We start from the raw sequence: 19,631 nt of genomic DNA, 5'->3' as shown, positions 1-19,631 counted from the left end.
GCTCCTGCGCGGATCACGGGTGGCGGGGTGGTCATCAGACCTCCAGAGTGGTGCGGATGGGCGTGGGTCCCGCCGCGTTCGCGGGGGAAGTCCTCTCGGTGGCGCCGGGGCGCTTGTCGGCGAAGGCGAAGCAGCCGTCCGGGTCGAGCAGCAGGTGGACCCGGGTGCCCCGGGGGTGCGGGTCGCGGTCGAAGACGCCGGTCAGCCGCACCCCGCCGGGCAGTTCCACCACGTGGTCGTAGCCGCGGCCGCGGTAGGCGGTGTCCACCACGGTCCCCGCCGGACCGGTCGCGGCCGGGTCGCCGTCGGCGCCCCCGGGGTCGCGGGCCAGGGTGACCGCGGCCGGCCGGATCAGCACCCGGACCGCGCCGCCCCCGGCCGGGAGCCCGGCCCCGGCGGCGGCGGTGACCACCCCGGCCCCGGTGCGCACCAGCACGGTGCCCGGAGCGGTCCGGCCCGGGGCCAGCTCGCCCGCCAGCTCCCCGGCCAGGCCGGTGAACCGGGCCACGAAGGGGGAGGCGGGGCGGTGGTAGACGTCCTCCGGTGAGCCGAGCTGGACCAGGTCGCCGCCCTCCAGCACGCCGATCTCGTCCGCCAGCGCGAAGGCCTCGGCCTGGTCGTGGGTGATGTAGACGACGGTCGCGCCGGACTCCCGGGTGAGCGTGGCGATCTCCACCCGCAGCCGTTCGCGCAGGTCGGCGTCGAGGTTGGAGAGCGGCTCGTCGAACAGCAGCAGGCCCGGCTCGGCGACCAGCGCCCGGGCCAGCGCGACCCGCTGCTGCTGGCCGCCGGAGAGCTGGTGCGGGTACTGCGCGGCGTGGTCGCCGAGGCCGACCCGCTCCAGCACCCGGTCCACCCGCCGCCGGGACGTCTCCTTGTCCAGTCGGCGGCGCCGCAGCGCGTAGCCGACGTTGGCGTCGGCGGTCATGTGCGGCCACAGCGCGTAGTCCTGGAAGACCATCGCCAGGTCGCGGCGGTCCGGCGGGAGGTGGGTCCGCTCGTGCGCGAGCGGCAGGTCGCCGAGGTGGATGCTGCCGGAGTCGGCCCGTTCGATCCCGGCCAGGCAGCGCAGCAGCGTCGTCTTGCCGGAGCCGGAGGGGCCGAGCAGCACCAGGAAGCGTCCCGGCTGGACGGTGAAGGAGACCCGGTCCAGCACACGGGCCCGGCCGAAGCTCTTGCTCAGGTTCTCGACGCTCAGTCGGGCGGTCATACCACGGCCTCCAGGCGGTGGGCTGCGGGCAGCAGCAGGCGCAGCGCGCCGAGGGCCACGGCGATCAGCACGAGCGCGGCCACGACGACCAGGACGGTCATCGCCGCGCCCGCACCCACGTTGTAGCCCTGGAGCTGGCGGGTGATGGCGACGGACAGGGGCTCCTCGCCGGGCGGGGCGAGCAGTTGTGAGACGGGGAGTTCCAGCAGCGTGCCGCAGAAGGCGATCAGCCAGGTCCACACGAGGGAACCGGCGACCAGCGGCAGCACCGCGCCGCTCCAAGCCGGCGCCGCCGGGCGGCCGTGCACCCGGGCCGCCCACAGCAGCGAGTCGCTGACCTGCCCGAGCGATCCGGACAGCAGCCGCGCCGCCGAGGGCAGCGCCCCGGCCAGGTAGCCGAGGACCAGCAGCGTGCTGGTGCCGTACAGGTTGATGCCCAGGTCGGAGGCGATCGGCAGGTTGTAGGTGAAGATGTAGCCGCTGGCCAGCAGCACCGACGGCAGCGCGATCGCGGCCAGCAGCAGCAGGTCGAGCAGCCGTCCGGCGGCTCCGGCGCCGCGCCGGGCCAGCGCCCGCCCGGCGAAGGCGCCGAGGACCAGCGCCGCGCAGGCGGTGATCGCCGACATCCGGGCGGAGTAGCCCAGGGCCGAGAGCATCTCGCCGGAGTGCAGCACCTGGCGGAAGTTGGCCAGGGTCAGCGTGGACAGCGCGACCTTGCCGCCGGAGGGCAGCAGCGCGGCGGCGGCCGCGCCGAAGGTGGGGACGCCGAGGGCGAGCGCGAAGAAGGCGCCCACCCCGGCCAGCGCGCCGAGCTGGGCGCGCGGCGAGAGCCGGGAGCGGACGGCGGGCCGGGTGCGCCCGGAGAGCACGGTGAAGCTGCGTCCGCGCATCGAGCGGCGCTGCGCCAGCAGGGCCAGGCCGACCAGGCCGAGCAGCAGCCAGCCCATCGCCGAGGCCAGCTGGAACTGCGCCGGGAAGGTCGACACCGACTGCTCCATGGCACCGGTGACCAGCGGGAAGTTCGCCTGCGCGGCGAGCGTCGCGGCTACCCCGTAGTCGCTGATGGACTCGGCGAAGACGATGGCGAACCCGGCCCACAGGCCGGGCGCGAGGATCGGCAGCAGCAGCCGGGCGGTGGCCAGGCGGCTGGCGCCGTGGGTGCGCGCGGCGTCCTCGAACTCCCGTCCCATGCCGCGGACCAGCGCGGAGACGGCCAGGTAGGCGAAGGGGACGCCGCGGGAGGCGAGCACCCAGACCACCCCGACCGGTCCGAAGACCAGGTCGCGCAGGGTCGCCGGGTCCTGCCCGAGCAGCCGGGAGAGCACGCCCTGGGGCTCGACCAGCCAGGTCCAGCCGAGGGACTCCAGGTACGAGGGGGCCAGCAGCAGGGCCCACAGCAGCAGCCGCCAGACACCGCGCCCGGCCAGGTCGGTGCGCTCGGTGATCCAGGCCAGCGCGGCGGCCACGGCGGTGGCGATCACCGCGGCGGCGGCGCCGACCAGGCAGGTGTCCAGCAGCGCGCGGGCCGTCCAGCCGCTCATGACCTGGCTGAACGCGCTCAGGGTGAACCAGGACCCGCCCTGCCCGAACAGCTGGGGGGAGAAGGCGACCAGCAGGAACCCGCCGACCGGCAGCAGCAGCACCCCGGCGAACACGACCCATGGCAGTGCCCGGGCGGTGCCGCGCAGCCGCGCCGCCGCGCGCCCGCGCGGGCGCGGCGCCGCCCCGGCCGCGCGGGCGCGCGGCCGGGTGTCAGTGGTGGTGTCGGTCATGGCTCAGTGGACGATCGTGTTCGTGAACCAGGTGTTGATGGTGCCCTCCTGCGGACCCCAGGTGTAGGGGTCGATGGCCTGGGTCGGCACCGAGGCCAGCGGGGGCAGCGCGGCCTGCGGGTCGACGCCCTGCACGATCGGCCAGTACAGCGAGTCGCCGTTCGGGTCGCCGGTCAGCATCACGTGCTGGCCCTGGGCGCTGAGCACGAAGGAGGCGAACTGCTCGGCCTCGGACCGCTCCTTGGCGGAGACCTTGGCGTCGATGCCGATGACGCTGGGCAGCGAGGTGACCTTGGGCAGGTAGGCGGTCCTGATGTCGTGGTTCTTGGTGCCCGCGGCGAGCCCGGCGGAGCTCTGGATCAGCGCCACCTTGATCTGCCCGGTCTGCAGCGCGTGCAGGGTGTCGTCATTGGTCTGGAACACGTGCAGGCCGTTGCTCTTCAGCCCGGTGTAGAAGGCCTCGCCCTGGCTGTTGCCGCCGAGCTGGGAGAACATCCCGGCGACGAAGGGGTAGGTGGGGCCGGAGACGGACGGGTCGTTCATACCGACCTCGCCCTTCCAGGCCGGGCTCAGCAGCTGCTGCCAGCTGGTCGGCGGGTTCGGGGTCTTGCTCGCGTCGTAGACCACGGCGGCGGTGACGGTCAGCCCGGTGGGGATGTAGCTCTTGTCACCGGGGACCACGGCCTGCCCGGCGGCGCTCAGCTGGACGTCCGGCTCGAAGCCCTTGACCAGCATCCCGGCCTGGTCCATCGCGGCGAACGCCTCGTCGCCGTCGACCCAGAGCACCCCCCACTGCGGGTTGCCGCGTTCGGCCTGCACCTTGGCCAGCAGCGGCCCGGTGCTGTCGTCGACCAGCTTGGTCGGGATGCCGGTGGCCTTCTGGAAGGCGGTGGCCATGGCCGAGTCGTAGCCCTGGGCCGAGTAGACCACCAGCGGGACCGGTCCCGAGGCGGTGGCGGCGGTGCTGGTGGAGGCCTTCGCGGTACTGCCACAACCCGAGGCCAGCCCGGCGACCAGCGCGGTCGTGGCCAGGGCCAGGGCGGCGCGTCTACCGGCGCTCACCGCAGTCTGAAGAGACATTCCGAACTCCATCACGTTGGGATTCTAACGATGGTTAGAACTGTGGAGCCACTACTGAAACGCCAAGGATGTAATGGGATGGCCGTTCCATGAACGAGCGGCGAACACGCCGACGCCTCGCAGGGGCTGTTCCCCGGGCGGTCGCAGGGCTGCCTCCCGCGGGTCGGGATGACGCCGTCAGGAGCGGCAAAAACCCAGGTCAGGGCCGCTATTGCGGCCCCGCGCAAGGCCGGTCGACCGGCCTTCGCCCTTATAGGGGACGCAGTCCGGCGGCAGCACCACGTGATCCAGGCGGACGGCTCGGGAACGCTGGGTGAACAAGTACTTCTCCCCCTCGCGGGGGGTGGCGAAGGTGGGGCAGGATCCGGGCCGATCCCTCCCCTTGCCTCTCCCATCGAAGGGCTCCACATGTCTCGTCGTCGTATCGCGACGGCATCCGCAGTCGGCGTGGTCGCGCTGGCTTCCATCGCAGCCGCCACGTCCACGGCGCTCGGCGCGTCCGTGCCGCAGCACCGGGGACACGGCCACAGCACGCTGAGCTACACCGTCGGCACCCCCGTGGTCGACAAGATCAGCGGTGGCCCGTGGACGCTGTCCCAGGGCGACCCGTCGGTCGGCGGCTCCACCATCACCGTGGACGGGGTCACCTACCCCAACGCGGCGGTCGACCCCGCCGGCACCGGCGCCGTCCCCGCGCAGAGCGGTACCACCGGCACGCCCAGCCCGCTCACCGGCTACTGCTCGGTCAGCAACGGCACCGGCCCGGCCACCGGCACCGTGCTCCGCCAGCCCAAGGGCACCTCGCTGGCCATGCAGCCGTACTACTTCCCGTTCGTGACCAGCAGCGACAACGGGCGGGTGCTCACCGGCTACTTCGACTACCGGCCGAAGGACACCGACGAGGCGGTCGTCTCGGCGACCTCCACCGACCACGGCAAGACCTGGAAGTTCACCGGCGAGGCCCTGGAGCAGAACCCGGGCCTGTGCGCCGACGGCAACACCGACGACGACGGCCAGGGCCACGCCTTCGTGATGACCGTGCCCGGCTTCGGCGGCAGCGGCCAGGCCCGCAGCGGCCGCAGCGCCCAGGTGCTCTACACCCTGAGCCGCCCGCTCGGCGACGCGCTCGGCATCAACCTGATCGTCCACAAGCTCACCCCGAAGAACGGCGACCCGCTGGCCGGGCTGCCCGCCAGCGAGCCGGTCGGCGAGGGCGGCAGCACCACCGCCACCACCGCCGTGTCCGTCCCGGCCGGTCCCACCGGCGCCGGGGTGACCGTCAACGTCGGCTCGACCGCCAACTTCGAGCAGCCCGGCCACTTCAACGTGGACGGCCACGTGGTGGACTGCAACGACGACAACGCCACCGCCACCGCCCTCACCGGCTGCACCACCCGGGACAGCAAGGGCGTCGACATCGCCGCCGGTGACGCCGTCACCGCCGACGCGGTGATCCCGGCGACCGCCGACCAGACCTCGGGCCTGATCGCGCCGGACGGCATCATCAGCACCCTGTCGAGCTACCCGGGCGCCCCCAAGGGCAGCGTCCCGGTGCTCTACACCGAGAAGATCGTCAACTACTACATCCCGACCACCACCACCGCCGCGGTGACCCTGCCGGCCGCGACCGTCCCGGTGGCCGACACCTCCGCGCTGCCGCTCAGCAACGGCTCGATCACCGTCAGCCTGGGCACCGCCGCCGGTATCGTGCAGACCACCTGCACCGGTGAGACCGCCACCAGCCTGACCGGCTGCACCGGCGGCACCGGCACCGTCGCCAAGGGCAGCGACGTCGGCGCCCCCGGCGCGGCGACCGTCCCCTACTCCACGCTGGCGCTGACCGGCGAGGGCAAGAACAAGCCCAAGTCGCTGTTCGGCAACAACGAGGACTACTCCGTGGTCCGCGCCGCCTACACCTACGACGGCCTGCACTTCACCGACCTGGGCCAGGTCAACGGCCTGAACGACCCGACCAGCCAGAGCAGCACCGAGCTCCGCTGGGTCGGCTCGCGCGGCACCGTCGTGCACAACCCGGACGGCACCCTCGGCCTGTTCCTGTCCGGCGCCTACGCCGCCGACGGCGACAGCGACGCGTTCAACCAGATCTTCTACTCCTCCTCCAAGGACGGGGTGAACTGGAGCGCGCCGCAGAAGCTGCTCGGCACCGACTACACCTTCTCCGCGCTCGCCCAGCAGGCGGCCAACGGCGGCGCCCTCGGCGTCAGCGGCTACTACTCGGGCCGGGTCTACGACCCGACCGTGGTCCCGAACGGCAACGGCACGCTCACGCTGCTCTTCGCGGGCTACGGCACGCCGAAGCCGCTGCCGACCACCGGCTCCTCGGTCGGCACCAACCCGGCCGCGCTGTACACCGTCCCGGCCGCCTCGGCCGCGGACTACCGCACCATCCTGAGCGTCACGCTGCGCCCGCACTGGAGCAAGTGACCCGCAGGTCGGCCACACCCCGCCGGGGGCGGTCCGGAGCTCTCGCTCCGGGCCGCCCCCGGCGGCACCGTGCCCGGCGCCGTCAGCGCCGTCAGCGCCGGTGCGGCGTCCAGGCGGCGGTCAGGGCCAGCCGTCCGGGGAGGTCCCGGGTGGCGGTCACCGCGGCGCGCTCGGCGCCGACGAACAGCGCCCGGTCGTCCTGGACGGCGTCGGCCAGGCTGACGCAGCACAGGGCCAGCACCAGGCCCCCGGCCACCAGCGGCAGCCGCCGCGGCGCCGGGGGCGCGGCCAGCAGCGCCCGGATCCGGCGCGGCACCGGGCCGCCGGTCGCGGCCAGCCGCCCGCCGCTCGGCGCGGCCCCGTGCGGCCGGGCCAGCGCGGCCCGGGCCAGCGCGCGGGCGACCACCGCCCGGTCGCCGACCACGGGGGCGGCGTGCTCGTCCGCCCAGCGCTCCACCGTGAACGCGCCCTCCCGGGCCAGCGGCCGCAACAGCGGGCAGACCGACGCGGCGAGCCGCAGCGCCAGCAGGAACAGGTGGTGCTGGTGCCGCAGATGCGCCCGCTCGTGCGCCAGCAGGGCCTCCCGCTCGGGGCCGGGCAGGGTGCGCAGCATGCCGCTGGAGACCACCAGCCGCCCCGCCGCCCGGCCGCCCGTTCGTCCGGGCAGGCCCGGAACCGCGTACGCCTCCACCCGGTCGTCGTCGATCACCGCCAGGTCACCGGCCCCGGGCAGGGCCCGGCAGTCCCGGTGCGCGGTGACCAGCAGCCGCAGCTGCCGGGTCGCCGCCCGGCACAGCGCGACCGCCGCCACGGCCAGGACCAGCGCGCTGCCGACCGAGGTCGGCCGGGCCACCGGGGCGGTCGCCCGGAGCACCCCGGCCGACCAGGAGCCCAGCTCGGCCACGGCCGGGATCTGCCCGAAGCCGGTGAACGCCAGCAGCGCCAGCGACCCGGCCCAGCCCCCGGCGGCCACCAGCGCGGCGCAGGTCAGCCACCACGCGGCCGGGCGCGGCGGCAGCCACCGCGCCAGCCGGGGCGCGACCAGGGCCAGCAGCGCGCAGACCACGAGCGGGACGTACACCAGGACCCGCACAGGCACCGCCGTCCTCGTCGGGCGGCCGCTGCCGTACCGACGTCTTGTCCTCGTCCGCTCCCGGCCGACGGCTGCCGGGCGGGCCATCCAACCTACTACACGGCCCTGAGCAGCCGATCCGCACGCTCCGCGCGGGGGCTGCGGCAGGCCCTGCTGCACTACCATGACGTCCCATCAACGTCGCTCGTCCGCAAGCCTGTTCGCGCCGTGGCGGACGGCCGGGGCGGACTCGTCCAGTGGGGGAACCATGGTCGCAGGACCGCTCGTCGCACCGTCCGGCCGCAGACGCCGCGCCCGCACCGCCGCGCTCGCGGCCGTCCTGGTGGGTGGAGCCGCCCTGGCCGGGGATCCGGCCTCGGCCGCCGGAACCGGCTCGCTCACGCCCTACCTCGACTGCGTCACCACCAACGCGCAGAGCGGGGACGTCACCGCGTACTTCGGCTACGACAACACCTTCGGCAACGCCATGACCTTCGGGGTCGGGGACCAGAACCAGGCCTTCCCGGTGGACGCCTTCCAGGGCCAGCCCACGTACTTCGACCAGGGGAACTACCCGCAGGTCTTCCAGGTCACCTTCAGCCCGGCGGTCTTCCCGGGGGTCACCTGGGTCCTGGACGGCCAGGAGGCCAACGCCACCCCCCAGTCCCCGGCCTGCGTCGAGGGCGTCACCTCCCCGGCCACCGCGATCACCGCCGACGGCGCCGAGGTCACCGGGGTGGTGGTGCCGGCGGGCGCGGACAGCGGCTACACCTTCGAGTACGGCACCAGCGGCGCGCTCGGCTCGACCACCCCGGTCCAGGCCGTCGGCGGCGGGACCCAGCCGGAGCTCGTCCAGGCCGCGCTGACCGGTCTCGCGCCCAGGACCAGCTACTACTACCGGATCGACGCCGACAGCGGCTCGGTGACCACCCAGGGGCAGATCCTCAGCTTCACCACGCCCGCCGCCACGCCGCTGGTGATCGGAACCCGGGAACTCGCCCGAGCCACCGTCGGCACCGCCTACACCGCCCGGCTGGCGGGCACCGGCGGCGCCGCGCCGTACCTGTGGACGCTGGTCGGTGGAGCGCTCCCGGCCGGGCTGCGGCTGGACCCGGCCACCGGTGTGATCAGCGGTGTCCCCACGGCCAGGGGCGAGGCTCGCTTCAGCGTCCGGCTCAGCTGCCCGGGGCTGCCCGGGCTGAGGCCGGTGACCAGGAGCCTGCACCTCACGGTGGAGCGGGCCTGGTAGCGGTCAGCGGGCGGCGGCCAGCAGTTCGCCGCCGCGTTCGCCGTCCCGCTCGGGCGGGGGCCCGGTGGCGGGCAGTGCCTGCTCGACCCAGATGGTCTTGCCGGTCTCGGTGTAGCGGGTGCCCCAGCGGTCGGCGATCTGGCTGACCAGGTACAGGCCGCGGCCGCCCTCGTCCATCAGCTGGGCGTGGTGCAGGTGCGGGGTGGTCCGGCTGCCGTCGGACACCTCGCAGATCAGCGCCCGGTCCCGGATCAGCCGCAGGGTGATCGGCGCGGAGGCGTACCTGACCGCGTTGGTGACCAGCTCGCTGACCGCCAGCTCGGTCGAGAAGACCTGATCGTCCAGGCCCCAGGCGGTCAGCTGCCGGGCGACCGCGGCCCGGGCCTCGGCCACCGAGCGCGGGTCGGCCGGGAGGTCCCAGGCCGCGAGGCGGTCGGCGGCGGCCACCCGGGTGCGGGCGAGCAGCAGCGCCACGTCGTCGTCGGCGGCGCTGGTCCGGCGGTCGGCGCAGACCCGGTCGCAGATCTCCGCCAGCGGCGTCGCGGACAGCTCGGCCGTCCGGACGGCGGGGGAGAGGACGGCGGCGAGCCGCTCCAGCGCGGCGTCGGCGTGCTGGCGGCGCAGGTCCAGCAGGCCGTCGGTGTAGAGCGCGATCACCGTCCCCTCGGGCAGGCGGAACCGGGCGCTCTGGAAGGTCACGCCGCCGACGCCGAGCGGCGGGTGCTCCGGCAGCTCCGGGAACTCGACCGCGCCGTCGGGCCGGATGAACGCCGGGGGCGTGTGGCCCGCACCGGCGACGCAGCACTCCCGGGAGACCGGGTCGTACACCAGGTACAGGCAGGTGGCCCCGAGCTCGCCGTCCTTCTCGCCCGCGCCGAGCCTGATCACCAGGTCGTCCATCCGGGCGAGCAGCTCGTCCGGGGTCAGGTCCAGGGCCGCGAGGGTGTGCACGGCGGTGCGCAGCCGACCCATCATCGCGGCGGCGTGGATGCCGTGCCCGGTCACGTCGCCGATGACCAGCGCGACCCGGGCGCCGGGCAGCTGGATCACGTCGAACCAGTCGCCGCCGACCCCGGCCCGGGTGTCGGCCGGGACGTAGCGGTGGCACACCTCGACCGCGCTGGTGCGCGGCAGGTCCTGCGGCAGCAGGCCGCGCTGCAGGGTGAGCGCCAGGTCCTGGCTGTGCGCGAGCAGCCGCTCGCGGACCCGGGCCTGCGCCAGCAGCATGCCGACCCCGGCGGTGACCACGATGAACGCCAGCTTGATCAGCCAGACGTCGGTGGCCTCCTCGGCGATCTGGTCGCGCAGGGCGATGTAGGCGGTCACGGTCAGCGCGCCGATCACGGCGGTGCCCTGCACCCCGTGGACGGCGGCGGCCAGTAGCGGGATGACGGCGAGCACCAGGCTGTAGTGGCCGCTCGGGTTCACGATGGTCAGGACGGCCGCGGAGACCATCAGCATCAGCGTGGGCAGCGCCCGCTGTGCGAACGCGTTCGGGTTCCCACGCACCAGTCCGCGTGCCAAGGACAACGCCTGTGCAGCGATATCCATCTCTGTTGGCCCACTTTCGGTGTCGCGCGCCACTGAGCCGGGCCCGCCCGGGCCCCGCCTGTCGCGGGGGGCGGCGGTGGTGGCGGCCCGGACGCCGGTGTGACGCGCTTCGTCCGGCTCGGGAGCCCACGGAGCCCACTGCCATGAGCATACTCCGGGACTGAATTCGGCCAAGGGGAGGTTTAGGACTGTTTATCCCTGTATTTCCGCTGATTCCGGCGGGACACATCGGAGTGTGGCCCGCCCGGGGGCGCTGCCCAGGTGGGGCAGGGAGAGGAGGTGACGGCAGGTCAAGGGGGGCGCGGGGGGCGCGTGGAGTCGGAGGGGACCCCCCTTGTGAGCGCCGGACGGGGACCATTAGGCTAGGCATACCTTACTTAGGTAAACCTTACCTGACCTGCGGTTCGCGGTCGGGTCATCCCCCTGCCCAGAAGGAGCCCCAGGCATGCGCAACCCTCCGCTGCCGCGCCGACGGATACGGACGGCGGTCGCCCTCTCGGTGCTCGCGGTGCTCGGGCTGACCACCGCCGCCTGCGGTTCCAGCGGCGGCTCCGGCGGCGGCTCCGGCGGTGGAACACCGCAGGGTTTGAACGGCACTCAGGCCGCCGCGCCGGCCAACCCGCAGTACACCGCCGAGGAGCGGGCCGCCCAGTCGGTGCTCCGGCCCGCGGCCGGATCCTTCCTGGCCGGAAAGGTCGACGAGACCCAACTGGGCTCGACCACCCCGCCGAACGGCGACATCAACCCGTACGCCATCTGGCCGGTCACCCGGACCGTCGGCACGGTGACCGCGGGCGACGTCCTGGTGGACGACTTCAACAACGCGTCGAACAACCAGGGCACCGGCACCACCATCGTCGACATGCACGCCGACGGCACCCAGAGCGTCTTCGCCGGCCTGCCCGGCAGCGTCCCGGGGTGCACCGGCGGGGTGGGGCTGACCACCGCCATGGTCCAGCTGAAGACCGGCTGGGTGATCGTCGGCAGCCTGCCCAGCACCGACGGCAAGCTCGACACCGCCGGTGCGGGCTGCCTGCTGGTGCTGTCGCCGAGCGGCAAGCTGGCCGGGACCATCGCCGGTCCCTACCTGGACGGCCCCTGGGACGCGACGGTCCAGGACGACGGCGACACCGCCACCCTGTTCGTCAGCAACACCCTGGTCGGCGTCAACGGCGGCTCCACGGCGACGGTCGACAAGGGCGACGTGGTCCGGCTCTCGCTGGCGCAGACCGCGACCGCCGCGCCGAAGGTGACCGCCGAGACCCAGGTCGCGGGCGGGCTGCCGGAGCGTCCGGACGCCGCCGCCTTCGTCAAGGGGCCGACCGGCCTGGCGCTCTCGCCCTCGGGCACCCTCTACATCGCCGACGCCGTCGGCAACGGCGTCAACGCGGTCCCGGGCGCGCTCACCCGCGCCGCCTCCACCGGCCCCGGCAGCGTCTTCAGCCAGGGCGGCCAGCTGGCCGACCCGCTGGGCCTGACGCTCACCCCGAACGGGGACCTGCTGGCCGCCAACGCCGCCAACGGCAAGATCGTCGAGATCGCGCCCAGCGGCAAGCAGGTGGGGGAGTACTACGCGGACGACGACATCGGCCAGGACCCGCCCGGCAACGGCGACCTCTTCGACGTGGTCATCGACCGGGCCGGAACCGGCGTGCTGTTCGTCAACGACGGCACCAACACCCTGGAGATGCTGCACTGATGGCCGACGTGCAGAGCGAGGACGACCAGCCGTCAACTGACGGACCGTCAACAACGAACCGGCGCACGCTGCTCCGGGGCGGGCTGCTGGTCGGCGCCGGAGTGGTCGGCGGCGGCGTCATCGGCGGCTTCGCCGAACCGGCCATCGCCACCGCCGCCGGCGGCCCCGCCAGGAATACCGAGCCGTTCTACGGGACGCACCAGTCCGGCATTCTGACGGACACTCAGCGACAGACCGTGCTGGCCGCGTTCGACCTCACCAGCGACAACCGGGCCGACCTGGTGGTGCTGCTGAAGGCCTGGACCCGGCTGGGCGCGGAGCTGGCCCAGGGGCAGTCGGTGACGGTGCCGATCCACAGCCCCGGCGGCGCCGGTGGCACCGCCTACGACGACGCCACCGGCGGCTCCACCACCGACGACTCGTTGGAGGCCTACGGCCTGGACGCCTCCCGGCTGACCCTGACCGTGGGCTTCGGCCGCTCGCTGCTCGTCACCGCGCAGGGCGCGCCGCGCTTCGGACTGAGCGGGCAACTCCCGCCCGCGCTACTGGAGTTGCCGCACTTCTCGGGCGACGAACTGGTCGCCGGTGACAGCGGCGGCGACCTGTTCCTGCAAGCCTGCGCGGACGACCCGCAGGTGGCCTTCCACGCGGTGCGCAGCATCGCCCGGATCGCCCCGGACGTCGCCACCCTGCGCTGGACCCAGCTCGGCTTCTCCCCGGACAACCAGGGCGGGACGCCGCGCAACCTGATGGGCTTCAAGGACGGCACCGTCAACTCCAACGTCCACCCGCCGACCGACCCGGACACCACGCTGTGGGCCGGGGCGGAGGGCCCGGCCTGGATGCGCGGCGGCAGCTACGCGGTGTACCGGCGGATCCGGATCACCCTGGAGCACTGGGACCGGATCGCCCCCGACCAGCAGCAGCAGGTGATCGGACGGCAGAAGCTGAACGGCGCGCCGCTCGGCGCGGCGAACGAGTTCTCGCCGCTGGACCTGGACCGGCGCGACGCCCGGGGCGCGCCGGTGATCCCGGTCGACGCCCATGTCCGGGTGGCGGCACCCGCCACCAACAACGGCGCGGTGATCGTCCGCCGCGGCTTCTCCTACAACAACGGCACCACGCCGTTCGTCGAGCGCTGGCCCCCGTGGCGGCAGGCGCTGGAGTACGACGCGGGGCTGCTGTTCCTCGGGTACCAGAAGGACCCGCGCACCGCGTTCGTCCCGGTCTTCACCAGGATGGCGGAGTCCGACGCGCTCAACCAGTTCACCACGCACACGGCCAGCGCCGTGTTCGCGATCCCGCCCGGGGCCGGTGGACCGGGCGACTGGATCGGCCGGACCCTGCTCGGCTGACCGCCGGGCCGCCCCTCCTGCCGGACCACCCCACTGGGTGCGCCCCCTCCCGCCACTCCTGCCACCCGAACAGAAAGAGACCCCCACCGTGTCCCCTCATGTCCGGCCCGCCTCCGCGAGGACGGTGCGACCATGGGCGCTGCTCGCCTGCGCGGCCCTCGCCGCCGGTACCCTGGCCGCCTGCGGCTCCTCCCACTCCTCCGCCTCCGCCTCGGCGTCCGCGCTCCAGGGCACCGCCCGGCAGCAGGCCTGCACCGCGGTCTCCACCGTGCTCGCCGACGGGCCCGACGCGGACGCCGACTCGGTCGGCTACGCCGAGGCGCAGGTGCTGCCGCTGCGGCAGCTCAAGCTCGGCGACCCCGTGGTGGGCCAGGCCGTCAGTCAACTCGACTCCGCCTACCAGGCGTTCAGCACGGCCGGGACCGCCGCGGCGCCCGCCGCCGCGATCGCCGTGACCAAGGCCCAGAACGCCGTCAACGCCCTGTGCCCGGGAGCAGCCTCGTGAACACCCGCCTTTCCCGTGCGCTCCGCGGCCTCGCCGTGGCCGGGGTCATCGGCCTGTCCGCCACCTCGCTGACCGCCTGCGGCGGCTCGTCCGCCGCGGCCGCCGACAAGGGGTCGATCACCCTCTACAGCGGCCAGCACGAGCAGACCACGCAGTCGCTGGTGTCCGCCTTCGAGCAGCGGACCGGCATCAAGGTCAACGTCCGCTACGACGACGAGGACACCTTCGCCGACGAGATCGTCGCCGAGGCCAAGCACCCGCGCGCCGACGTCTTCTACACCGAGAACTCGCCCGCGCTGGACTACCTGCAGAACAAGGGGCTGCTGGCGCCGCTGGACGCGTCCACCCTGGCCGCCACGCCCAGCCAGGACAACTCGCCGCGGGGCGACTGGGAGGGCGTCTCGGCCCGGGTGAGCGTGCTGATCTACAACCCCAGCCTGATCAGCGCCGCCCAGCTGCCGACCTCGGTGCTGCAACTGGCCGACCCGCGGTACAAGGGCAAGCTGGCCTTCGCCGCCGGGGAGACCGACTTCCAGCCGATCGTCACCTCGGTCGCGCACACCTACGGCCAGGCCCGGGCGCTGTCCTGGCTGGAGGGGATCAAGGCCAACGCGGGCTCCCGGGTCTACCCCGACAACGAGACCATCGCGGACGAGGTGAACCGCGGCGCCGCCGCCTTCGGCGTGGTCAACCAGTACTACTGGTACCGGATGCAGGCCGAGCTCGGCTCGGGCGCGATGCACTCCGAGCTCGCCTACTTCGCCCCGAAGGACCCGGGCTACGTGCTCGACGTGTCCGGCGCGGGCGTGCTGAAGTCCTCCAAGAACCAGACCGACGCGCAGAAGTTCGTCGCCTTCCTGGTCTCCAAGCAGGGCCAGCAGATCATCGCGCAGGGCATCAGCTACGAGTACCCGCTCGACGACGGGGTGACCACCACCGCGCCGGAGACCCCGTTCGCCCAGCTCCAGCCGAACCCGATCACCATCCCCGAGCTCGGCGACGGCTCCACCGCCATCGGCCTGCTCGGTCGGGCGGGGCTGCTGTGACCAGCGGCCCGGCGCCGGTCCCGGCCGTCCGGTCCCCGCGTCGCGGACCCGCGCCGCGGCGCGGGGGCCGCCCGCGCGGCTCCCGGCCGACCGGGCTGCTGACGGTCAGCGCACTGGTGACCGCGGTGCTGCTGCTGCCGCTGGCGTTCCTGCTGGTCGAGGCGCGCGGCGCGGGCGTCGACACGGTCGCCTCGCTGATCGACCGGCCGCTCACCGGCCAGCTGCTGTGGAACACCGTCCGGCTGACCGTGGTGGTCACCCTGCTCTGCGCGGTCATCGGCACCGGCGCCGCCTGGCTGGTCGAGCGCACCGACCTGCCCGGACGCCGGATCTGGGCGGTGCTGCTGGTGGTACCGCTGGCCATCCCCGACTTCGTGGTCAGCTTCGGCTGGGCCTCGCTCAGCACCGAGGTCTCCGGCTTCCAGGGCGCGGTGCTGGTGATGACGCTCTCCGTGTACCCGCTGGTCTACCTGCCGGTGGCGGCCAGCCTGCGCAACGCCGACCCGGCCCTGGAGGAGGTCGCGATGAACCTCGGCCTGGGCCGGCTGCGCACCTTCTGGCGGGTGACGCTGCGCCAGGCCCGGGTCGCCATCCTCGGCGGCTGCCTGCTGGTCGCCCTCGGGCTGATGGCCGAGTACGGCGCCTTCGAGATCCTCGGCTACCAGACCTTCACCACCGAGATCTTCACCGAGTTCTCGGTCTCCTTCAACATCCCCACCGCCTGCGCGCTGTCGCTGGTACTGATCGCGCTCGGACTGCTGGTGCTCGCGGGCGAGGCCGCGCTGCGCGGACGCGCCCGGGGCAGCCGGGTGGACCGGATGGCGCAGCGCACCACCGGACGCCACCACCTGGGCCGCTGGACCCTCCCGGCCTGCGCCGCGCTGGCGCTGCTGGCGGCGCTGGCGCTGGGCGTCCCGGTCGGCTCCGCCGGGTACTGGTGGGTCACCGGCACCCAGCACCCCTTCACCGGGGACTCGATGCTCGACGCCACCTGGCACACCGCCCTGTACAGCGCCTCCGCCGCACTGCTGGCCACCTGCATGGCACTGCCGGTCGGCGTCCTCGCGGTCCGCCACGACGGCCGGCTCCGACGGCTGCTGGAACGCGGCTCCTACCTGGTGCTGGTGATGCCCGGCCTGGTGATCGCGCTGTCGCTGACGTACTTCAGCGAGACCTACGCCGACGGCATCTGGTACCAGACCGCGCCGATGCTGGTGGTCACCTACGCGATCATGTTCTTCCCGCTCGCCCTGGTCGGCGTCCGGGCCTCGGTCGCCCAGGCCCCGCCGGGGCTGGAGGAGGTCGCGCACTCGCTCGGCCTCGGCCGTCCGGCGGTGCTCTGGCGGGTCACCCGACCGCTGGTCGCGCCCGGCCTGGCGGCGGCGTTCTGCCTGGTCTTCCTCTCGGCGGTGACCGAGCTGACCGCCACCCTGATCCTGGTCCCGACCGGGGTGCAGACGCTCGCCACCCAGTTCTGGAACTACCAGCAGAACCTCGCCTACGGGCAGGCGGCGCCGTTCGCGCTGCTGATGATCGCCATCACCGCGGTACCGAGCTGTCTGCTCGGGCGGTTCTTCGACCGGCTCCCGGGAAGGGCGGCAGGACAATGACAGACCTTTCGACGACGCGGAGCGAGGCCGGGTCCGGCCACGCCCGGGGGGTCACCGTCAGCGGACTGGCCAAGGCCTTCGCCGGGCAGCCGGTGCTGCGCGGGGTCGACCTGGAGGTCCCGCCGGGATCGGTCACCGCCGTCCTCGGCTCTTCCGGCAGCGGCAAGACCACGCTGCTGCGGATGCTCGCCGGATTCGAGCGCCCGGACACCGGGACGATCACCATCGGCGGGACCCTGGTGAACGGCCCCGGACGCCATACCGCGCCCCAGGACCGGCAGGTCGGCTACGTCCCGCAGGAGGGCTGCCTGTTCCCGCACCTGGACGTCGCCGCCAACGTCGGCTTCGGCCTGCCCCGGGCCGCGCGGCGGCAGCGGGTCCCGGAGATGCTGGAACTGACCGGCCTGGCCGACCTCGCCGCCCGCTACCCGCACCAGCTCTCCGGCGGCCAGCAGCAGCGGGTCGCGCTCGCCCGCGCGCTCGCGCCCGACCCGGCGCTACTGCTGCTCGACGAGCCCTTCTCCTCGCTGGACGCCTTCCTGCGCACCAGCGTCCGGCTGGAGGTACTGCGGGTACTGCGCGCCGCCGGGACCACCACCGTGATCGTCACCCACGACCAGGACGAGGCGCTGTCCACCGCCGACCAGGTCGCGGTACTGCGCCACGGCCTGGTCGCCCACGCCGCCGCGCCGCGGGAGCTCTACGCCCGCCCGGACGACCCGGCGCTGGCGCGGTTCGTCGGCGACGCCAACCTGTTGCCCGGCACCGTCCGGCGGGGGCTGGCCGAGACGGCCTTCGGGACGCTGCCGCTGACCGACGGATCCCCGGCCTTCGCCGACGGCGCGCCGGTGCTGGTGCTGCTGCGCCCGGAGCAGCTGCGGCTGCTGCCCGCCGACACCGCCGACGCGCTCCCGGGCACGGTCACCCAGCAGGACTTCCACGGCCACGACACCGTGGTCACCGTGGACACCCCCGCCTGCGGCCCGCTCACCGTCCGCCGCGCGGAGGCGGCCGACCTGCCCCCGGGCACCCCGGTCGCCCTCCGCGCCACCGGCCCGGTCACCGGCTGGGCGGCGGCCGGGTAGCCTCCGATTTGCTCATTCGTGATTGACCATGCTGCCCATTGTGCAAAATTTGTCAACGCGACCTCTTGTTCGCTCATGCGCGCGCATCTAGTCTCTGCCTCGTCCAACCTCACCCTGTTCTGCGCCCCTGTGGCGCTGGGTTGTCATGTGCAGAACCTTATCGATCGTCGAACCGTCGAGAGGACACCACGATGCACCTCAGATCCGAACCGGGCAGACCGCGGCGCGCGCCGTTGGCGAGTGCGGCCTCGGCCGCCCTGCTGACGCTCGCCGTGCTCGCCGGGGGCGCGACCGGCGCGCCCAGCGCGTCGGCGTCGACCACGGCCACCTCCGGGGACGGCGCGGCGCTGGCCGTGACCCCGCCGATGGGCTGGAACGACTGGGCCCACTACCAGTGCGGCTACAACGAGTCGACGATCCTGCAGAACGCCCGGGCGCTGGTCTCCTCGGGGCTGGCCGCCAAGGGCTACAACACGGTGACCATCGACGACTGCTGGATGGAGTCCAGTCGCGACTCCGCCGGTGACCTGGTCGCCAACCCCACCCTGTTCCCGGACGGCATGGCCTATGTGGGTGCCCAACTGCACTCGATGGGGCTGAAGTTCGGCATCTACGAGGACGCCGGGACGAGCACCTGCGGCGGCTACGCGGGCAGTTGGGACCACTGGCAGCAGGACGCCGACCTGTTCGCCTCCTGGGGCGTGGACTACCTCAAGCTGGACGGCTGCAACCTGCCGTCGGTGTCCGGGCAGACCGAGGAGCAGACCTACCAGTCCGCCTACGCGCAGATGTCCCAGGCGCTGAAGGCGTCCGGCCGCGACATCGTCTTCTCCGAGTCGGCCCCGGCCTACTTCCAGGGCACCACCGACTGGGACACCGTGCTCGGATGGACGGGCCAGTACGGGCAGTTGTGGCGCGAGGGGTCCGACATCCAGACCTATGACGCCTCGTCACCGAACACCAGCCGGTGGAACAGCGTGCTCACCAACTACGGCTACAACAACCCGATCCACCGCTACGAGAGCCCGGGCAACTGGAACGACCCGGACTTCCTGATCGCCGGGGACTCCGGGCTGACCGCCGCCGAGTCGCAGAGCCAGATCGCGCTGTGGGCGATGATGGGCTCCCCGATGATCATGAGCGACGACGTCAGCAGCCTGTCCGCCGCCTCGATCGCCGCCCTCGGCAACACCGGCGTGATCGCGGTCGACCAGGACTCGCTCGGCTCGCCCGGCCACGTGGTCTCGCAGAACGGCACCCTGGATCTGCTGACCCGGCAACTCGCCAACGGGGACCGGGCGGTGGCCATCCTGAACCGGAGCAACGCCACCGTCAGCGCCAGCACCACGGCCGCCGCCGTCGGCTTCACCGGCGGCGCCGGATGCGGCTACTCGGTACGCGACCTGTGGGCCGGGACCACGACCAGTACCAGCGGCGCCATCAGCGCCAGCATTCCGGCGCACGGCACCGCCATCTACCGGGTCACCCCCGGCGCGGGCTGCGGCGCGACCACCGACCTCGGACAGGTCACCGGCGCGGGCGGGCAGTGCGTGGACGACTCCGGCAGCGGCACCGCCAACGGCAACCCGATCATCCTCTACGGCTGCACCGGCAACCCCAACCAGCAGTGGACCCTGCCCGGTGACGGCACCGTGCGCACCCTGGGCAGGTGCCTGGACGTCCCCGGGTCGGCGACCGCGCAGGGCACCGACGTCGACCTGAGCGGCTGCGACGGCTCGGCCGGGCAGCAGTGGAGCTACGCGGCCGACGGCAACCTGACCAACCCGAACTCCGGCTACTGCCTGGACGCCACCGGCGGCGGCGACGCCGACGGCACCCGGCTGGAGATCTGGGCCTGCGGCGACAACCAGACCAACCAGACCTGGTCGCTGCCGCAGTAACGGCCGCAGTCACGGCCGCAGTCACGGCCCGCCCGCGTCGACGGAGGCGCG

Annotated in this window: 14 protein-coding genes; 9 read left to right on the top strand and 5 right to left on the bottom strand. The window is 73.6% G+C overall.

The annotated features are described in order from the left end of the window. Positions 1-34: 34 nt before the first annotated feature. Genes GXP74_RS25465 through GXP74_RS25455 form a run of 3 tightly spaced genes read right to left on the bottom strand, consistent with a single transcriptional unit; the run spans position 35 to position 4,062 of the window. The gene (locus tag GXP74_RS25465; RefSeq protein WP_182453571.1) at positions 35-1,210 is read right to left on the bottom strand and encodes an ABC transporter ATP-binding protein; all 1,176 of its coding nucleotides are present in this window, start codon (positions 1,208-1,210) and stop codon (positions 35-37) included. After that, positions 1,207-2,982 carry an iron ABC transporter permease gene (locus GXP74_RS25460; protein ID WP_182453570.1) on the bottom strand — a complete coding sequence of 592 codons (1,776 nt, stop codon included), beginning with the start codon at positions 2,980-2,982 and terminating at the stop codon, positions 1,207-1,209. The genes GXP74_RS25465 and GXP74_RS25460 overlap by 4 nt, the downstream gene beginning before the upstream one ends. A gap of 3 nt (positions 2,983-2,985) precedes the next feature. Next, positions 2,986-4,062, bottom strand: coding sequence for an ABC transporter substrate-binding protein (locus GXP74_RS25455; RefSeq protein ID WP_182453569.1), 1,077 nt, complete (start codon positions 4,060-4,062; stop codon positions 2,986-2,988). Positions 4,063-4,470: 408 nt separating this feature from the next. Here GXP74_RS25455 and GXP74_RS25450 point away from each other — a divergent pair, with 408 nt between their 5' ends. Beyond that, positions 4,471-6,507: a hypothetical protein gene (locus GXP74_RS25450; RefSeq protein ID WP_182453568.1), complete on the top strand. Its 2,037-nt coding sequence runs from the start codon at positions 4,471-4,473 to the stop codon at positions 6,505-6,507. A gap of 91 nt (positions 6,508-6,598) precedes the next feature. Here GXP74_RS25450 and GXP74_RS25445 read toward each other — a convergent pair whose 3' ends face one another. After that, positions 6,599-7,606 carry a M48 family metalloprotease gene (locus tag GXP74_RS25445; protein WP_225448171.1) on the bottom strand — a complete coding sequence of 336 codons (1,008 nt, stop codon included), beginning with the start codon at positions 7,604-7,606 and terminating at the stop codon, positions 6,599-6,601. Positions 7,607-7,847: 241 nt separating this feature from the next. On the opposite strand from GXP74_RS25445, the gene GXP74_RS25440 reads away from it, so the two are divergent. Beyond that, entirely contained in the window at positions 7,848-8,828 is a 981-nt protein-coding gene (locus GXP74_RS25440; RefSeq protein ID WP_182453567.1) for an Ig domain-containing protein, read from the top strand. A gap of 3 nt (positions 8,829-8,831) precedes the next feature. On the opposite strand, the gene GXP74_RS25435 is transcribed toward GXP74_RS25440, so the two are convergent. Further along, the gene (locus tag GXP74_RS25435) at positions 8,832-10,352 is read right to left on the bottom strand and encodes a SpoIIE family protein phosphatase (RefSeq protein WP_370468460.1); all 1,521 of its coding nucleotides are present in this window, start codon (positions 10,350-10,352) and stop codon (positions 8,832-8,834) included. A gap of 472 nt (positions 10,353-10,824) precedes the next feature. Between GXP74_RS25435 and GXP74_RS25430 the strand changes: the two genes are divergently transcribed. The 7 genes from GXP74_RS25430 (at position 10,825) to GXP74_RS25400 (ending at position 19,580) form a co-directional block, all read left to right on the top strand. Continuing rightward, complete coding sequence (locus GXP74_RS25430; RefSeq protein ID WP_182453565.1) at positions 10,825-12,078, top strand: hypothetical protein; 1,254 nt, start codon at positions 10,825-10,827, stop codon at positions 12,076-12,078. Then, entirely contained in the window at positions 12,078-13,433 is a 1,356-nt protein-coding gene (locus GXP74_RS25425; RefSeq protein WP_182453564.1) for a Dyp-type peroxidase, read from the top strand. The genes GXP74_RS25430 and GXP74_RS25425 overlap by 1 nt, the downstream gene beginning before the upstream one ends. Before the next feature lie 88 nt (positions 13,434-13,521). Continuing rightward, positions 13,522-13,938 carry a hypothetical protein gene (locus GXP74_RS25420; protein WP_182453563.1) on the top strand — a complete coding sequence of 139 codons (417 nt, stop codon included), beginning with the start codon at positions 13,522-13,524 and terminating at the stop codon, positions 13,936-13,938. Beyond that, positions 13,935-14,984 carry an extracellular solute-binding protein gene (locus GXP74_RS25415; protein ID WP_182453562.1) on the top strand — a complete coding sequence of 350 codons (1,050 nt, stop codon included), beginning with the start codon at positions 13,935-13,937 and terminating at the stop codon, positions 14,982-14,984. The genes GXP74_RS25420 and GXP74_RS25415 overlap by 4 nt, the downstream gene beginning before the upstream one ends. Beyond that, on the top strand, positions 14,981-16,594 hold the full coding sequence (locus GXP74_RS25410) for an iron ABC transporter permease (protein ID WP_225448170.1): 1,614 nt from the start codon (positions 14,981-14,983) through the stop codon (positions 16,592-16,594). The genes GXP74_RS25415 and GXP74_RS25410 overlap by 4 nt, the downstream gene beginning before the upstream one ends. After that, complete coding sequence (locus tag GXP74_RS25405; protein ID WP_182453561.1) at positions 16,591-17,679, top strand: ABC transporter ATP-binding protein; 1,089 nt, start codon at positions 16,591-16,593, stop codon at positions 17,677-17,679. The genes GXP74_RS25410 and GXP74_RS25405 overlap by 4 nt, the downstream gene beginning before the upstream one ends. Positions 17,680-17,870: 191 nt before the next feature. Then, positions 17,871-19,580, top strand: a complete 1,710-nt coding sequence (locus GXP74_RS25400; RefSeq protein WP_182453560.1) for a ricin-type beta-trefoil lectin domain protein — start codon at positions 17,871-17,873, stop codon at positions 19,578-19,580. Positions 19,581-19,631 lie beyond the last annotated feature (51 nt).

The sequence above is a fragment of the Streptacidiphilus sp. P02-A3a genome (assembly GCF_014084105.1).
In the GTDB taxonomy this organism is placed as follows: Bacteria; Actinomycetota; Actinomycetes; order Streptomycetales; family Streptomycetaceae; genus Streptacidiphilus.
The sequence above is the reverse complement of the archived record's forward strand: the minus strand, read 5'-3'. Positions and strand labels throughout refer to the sequence as shown.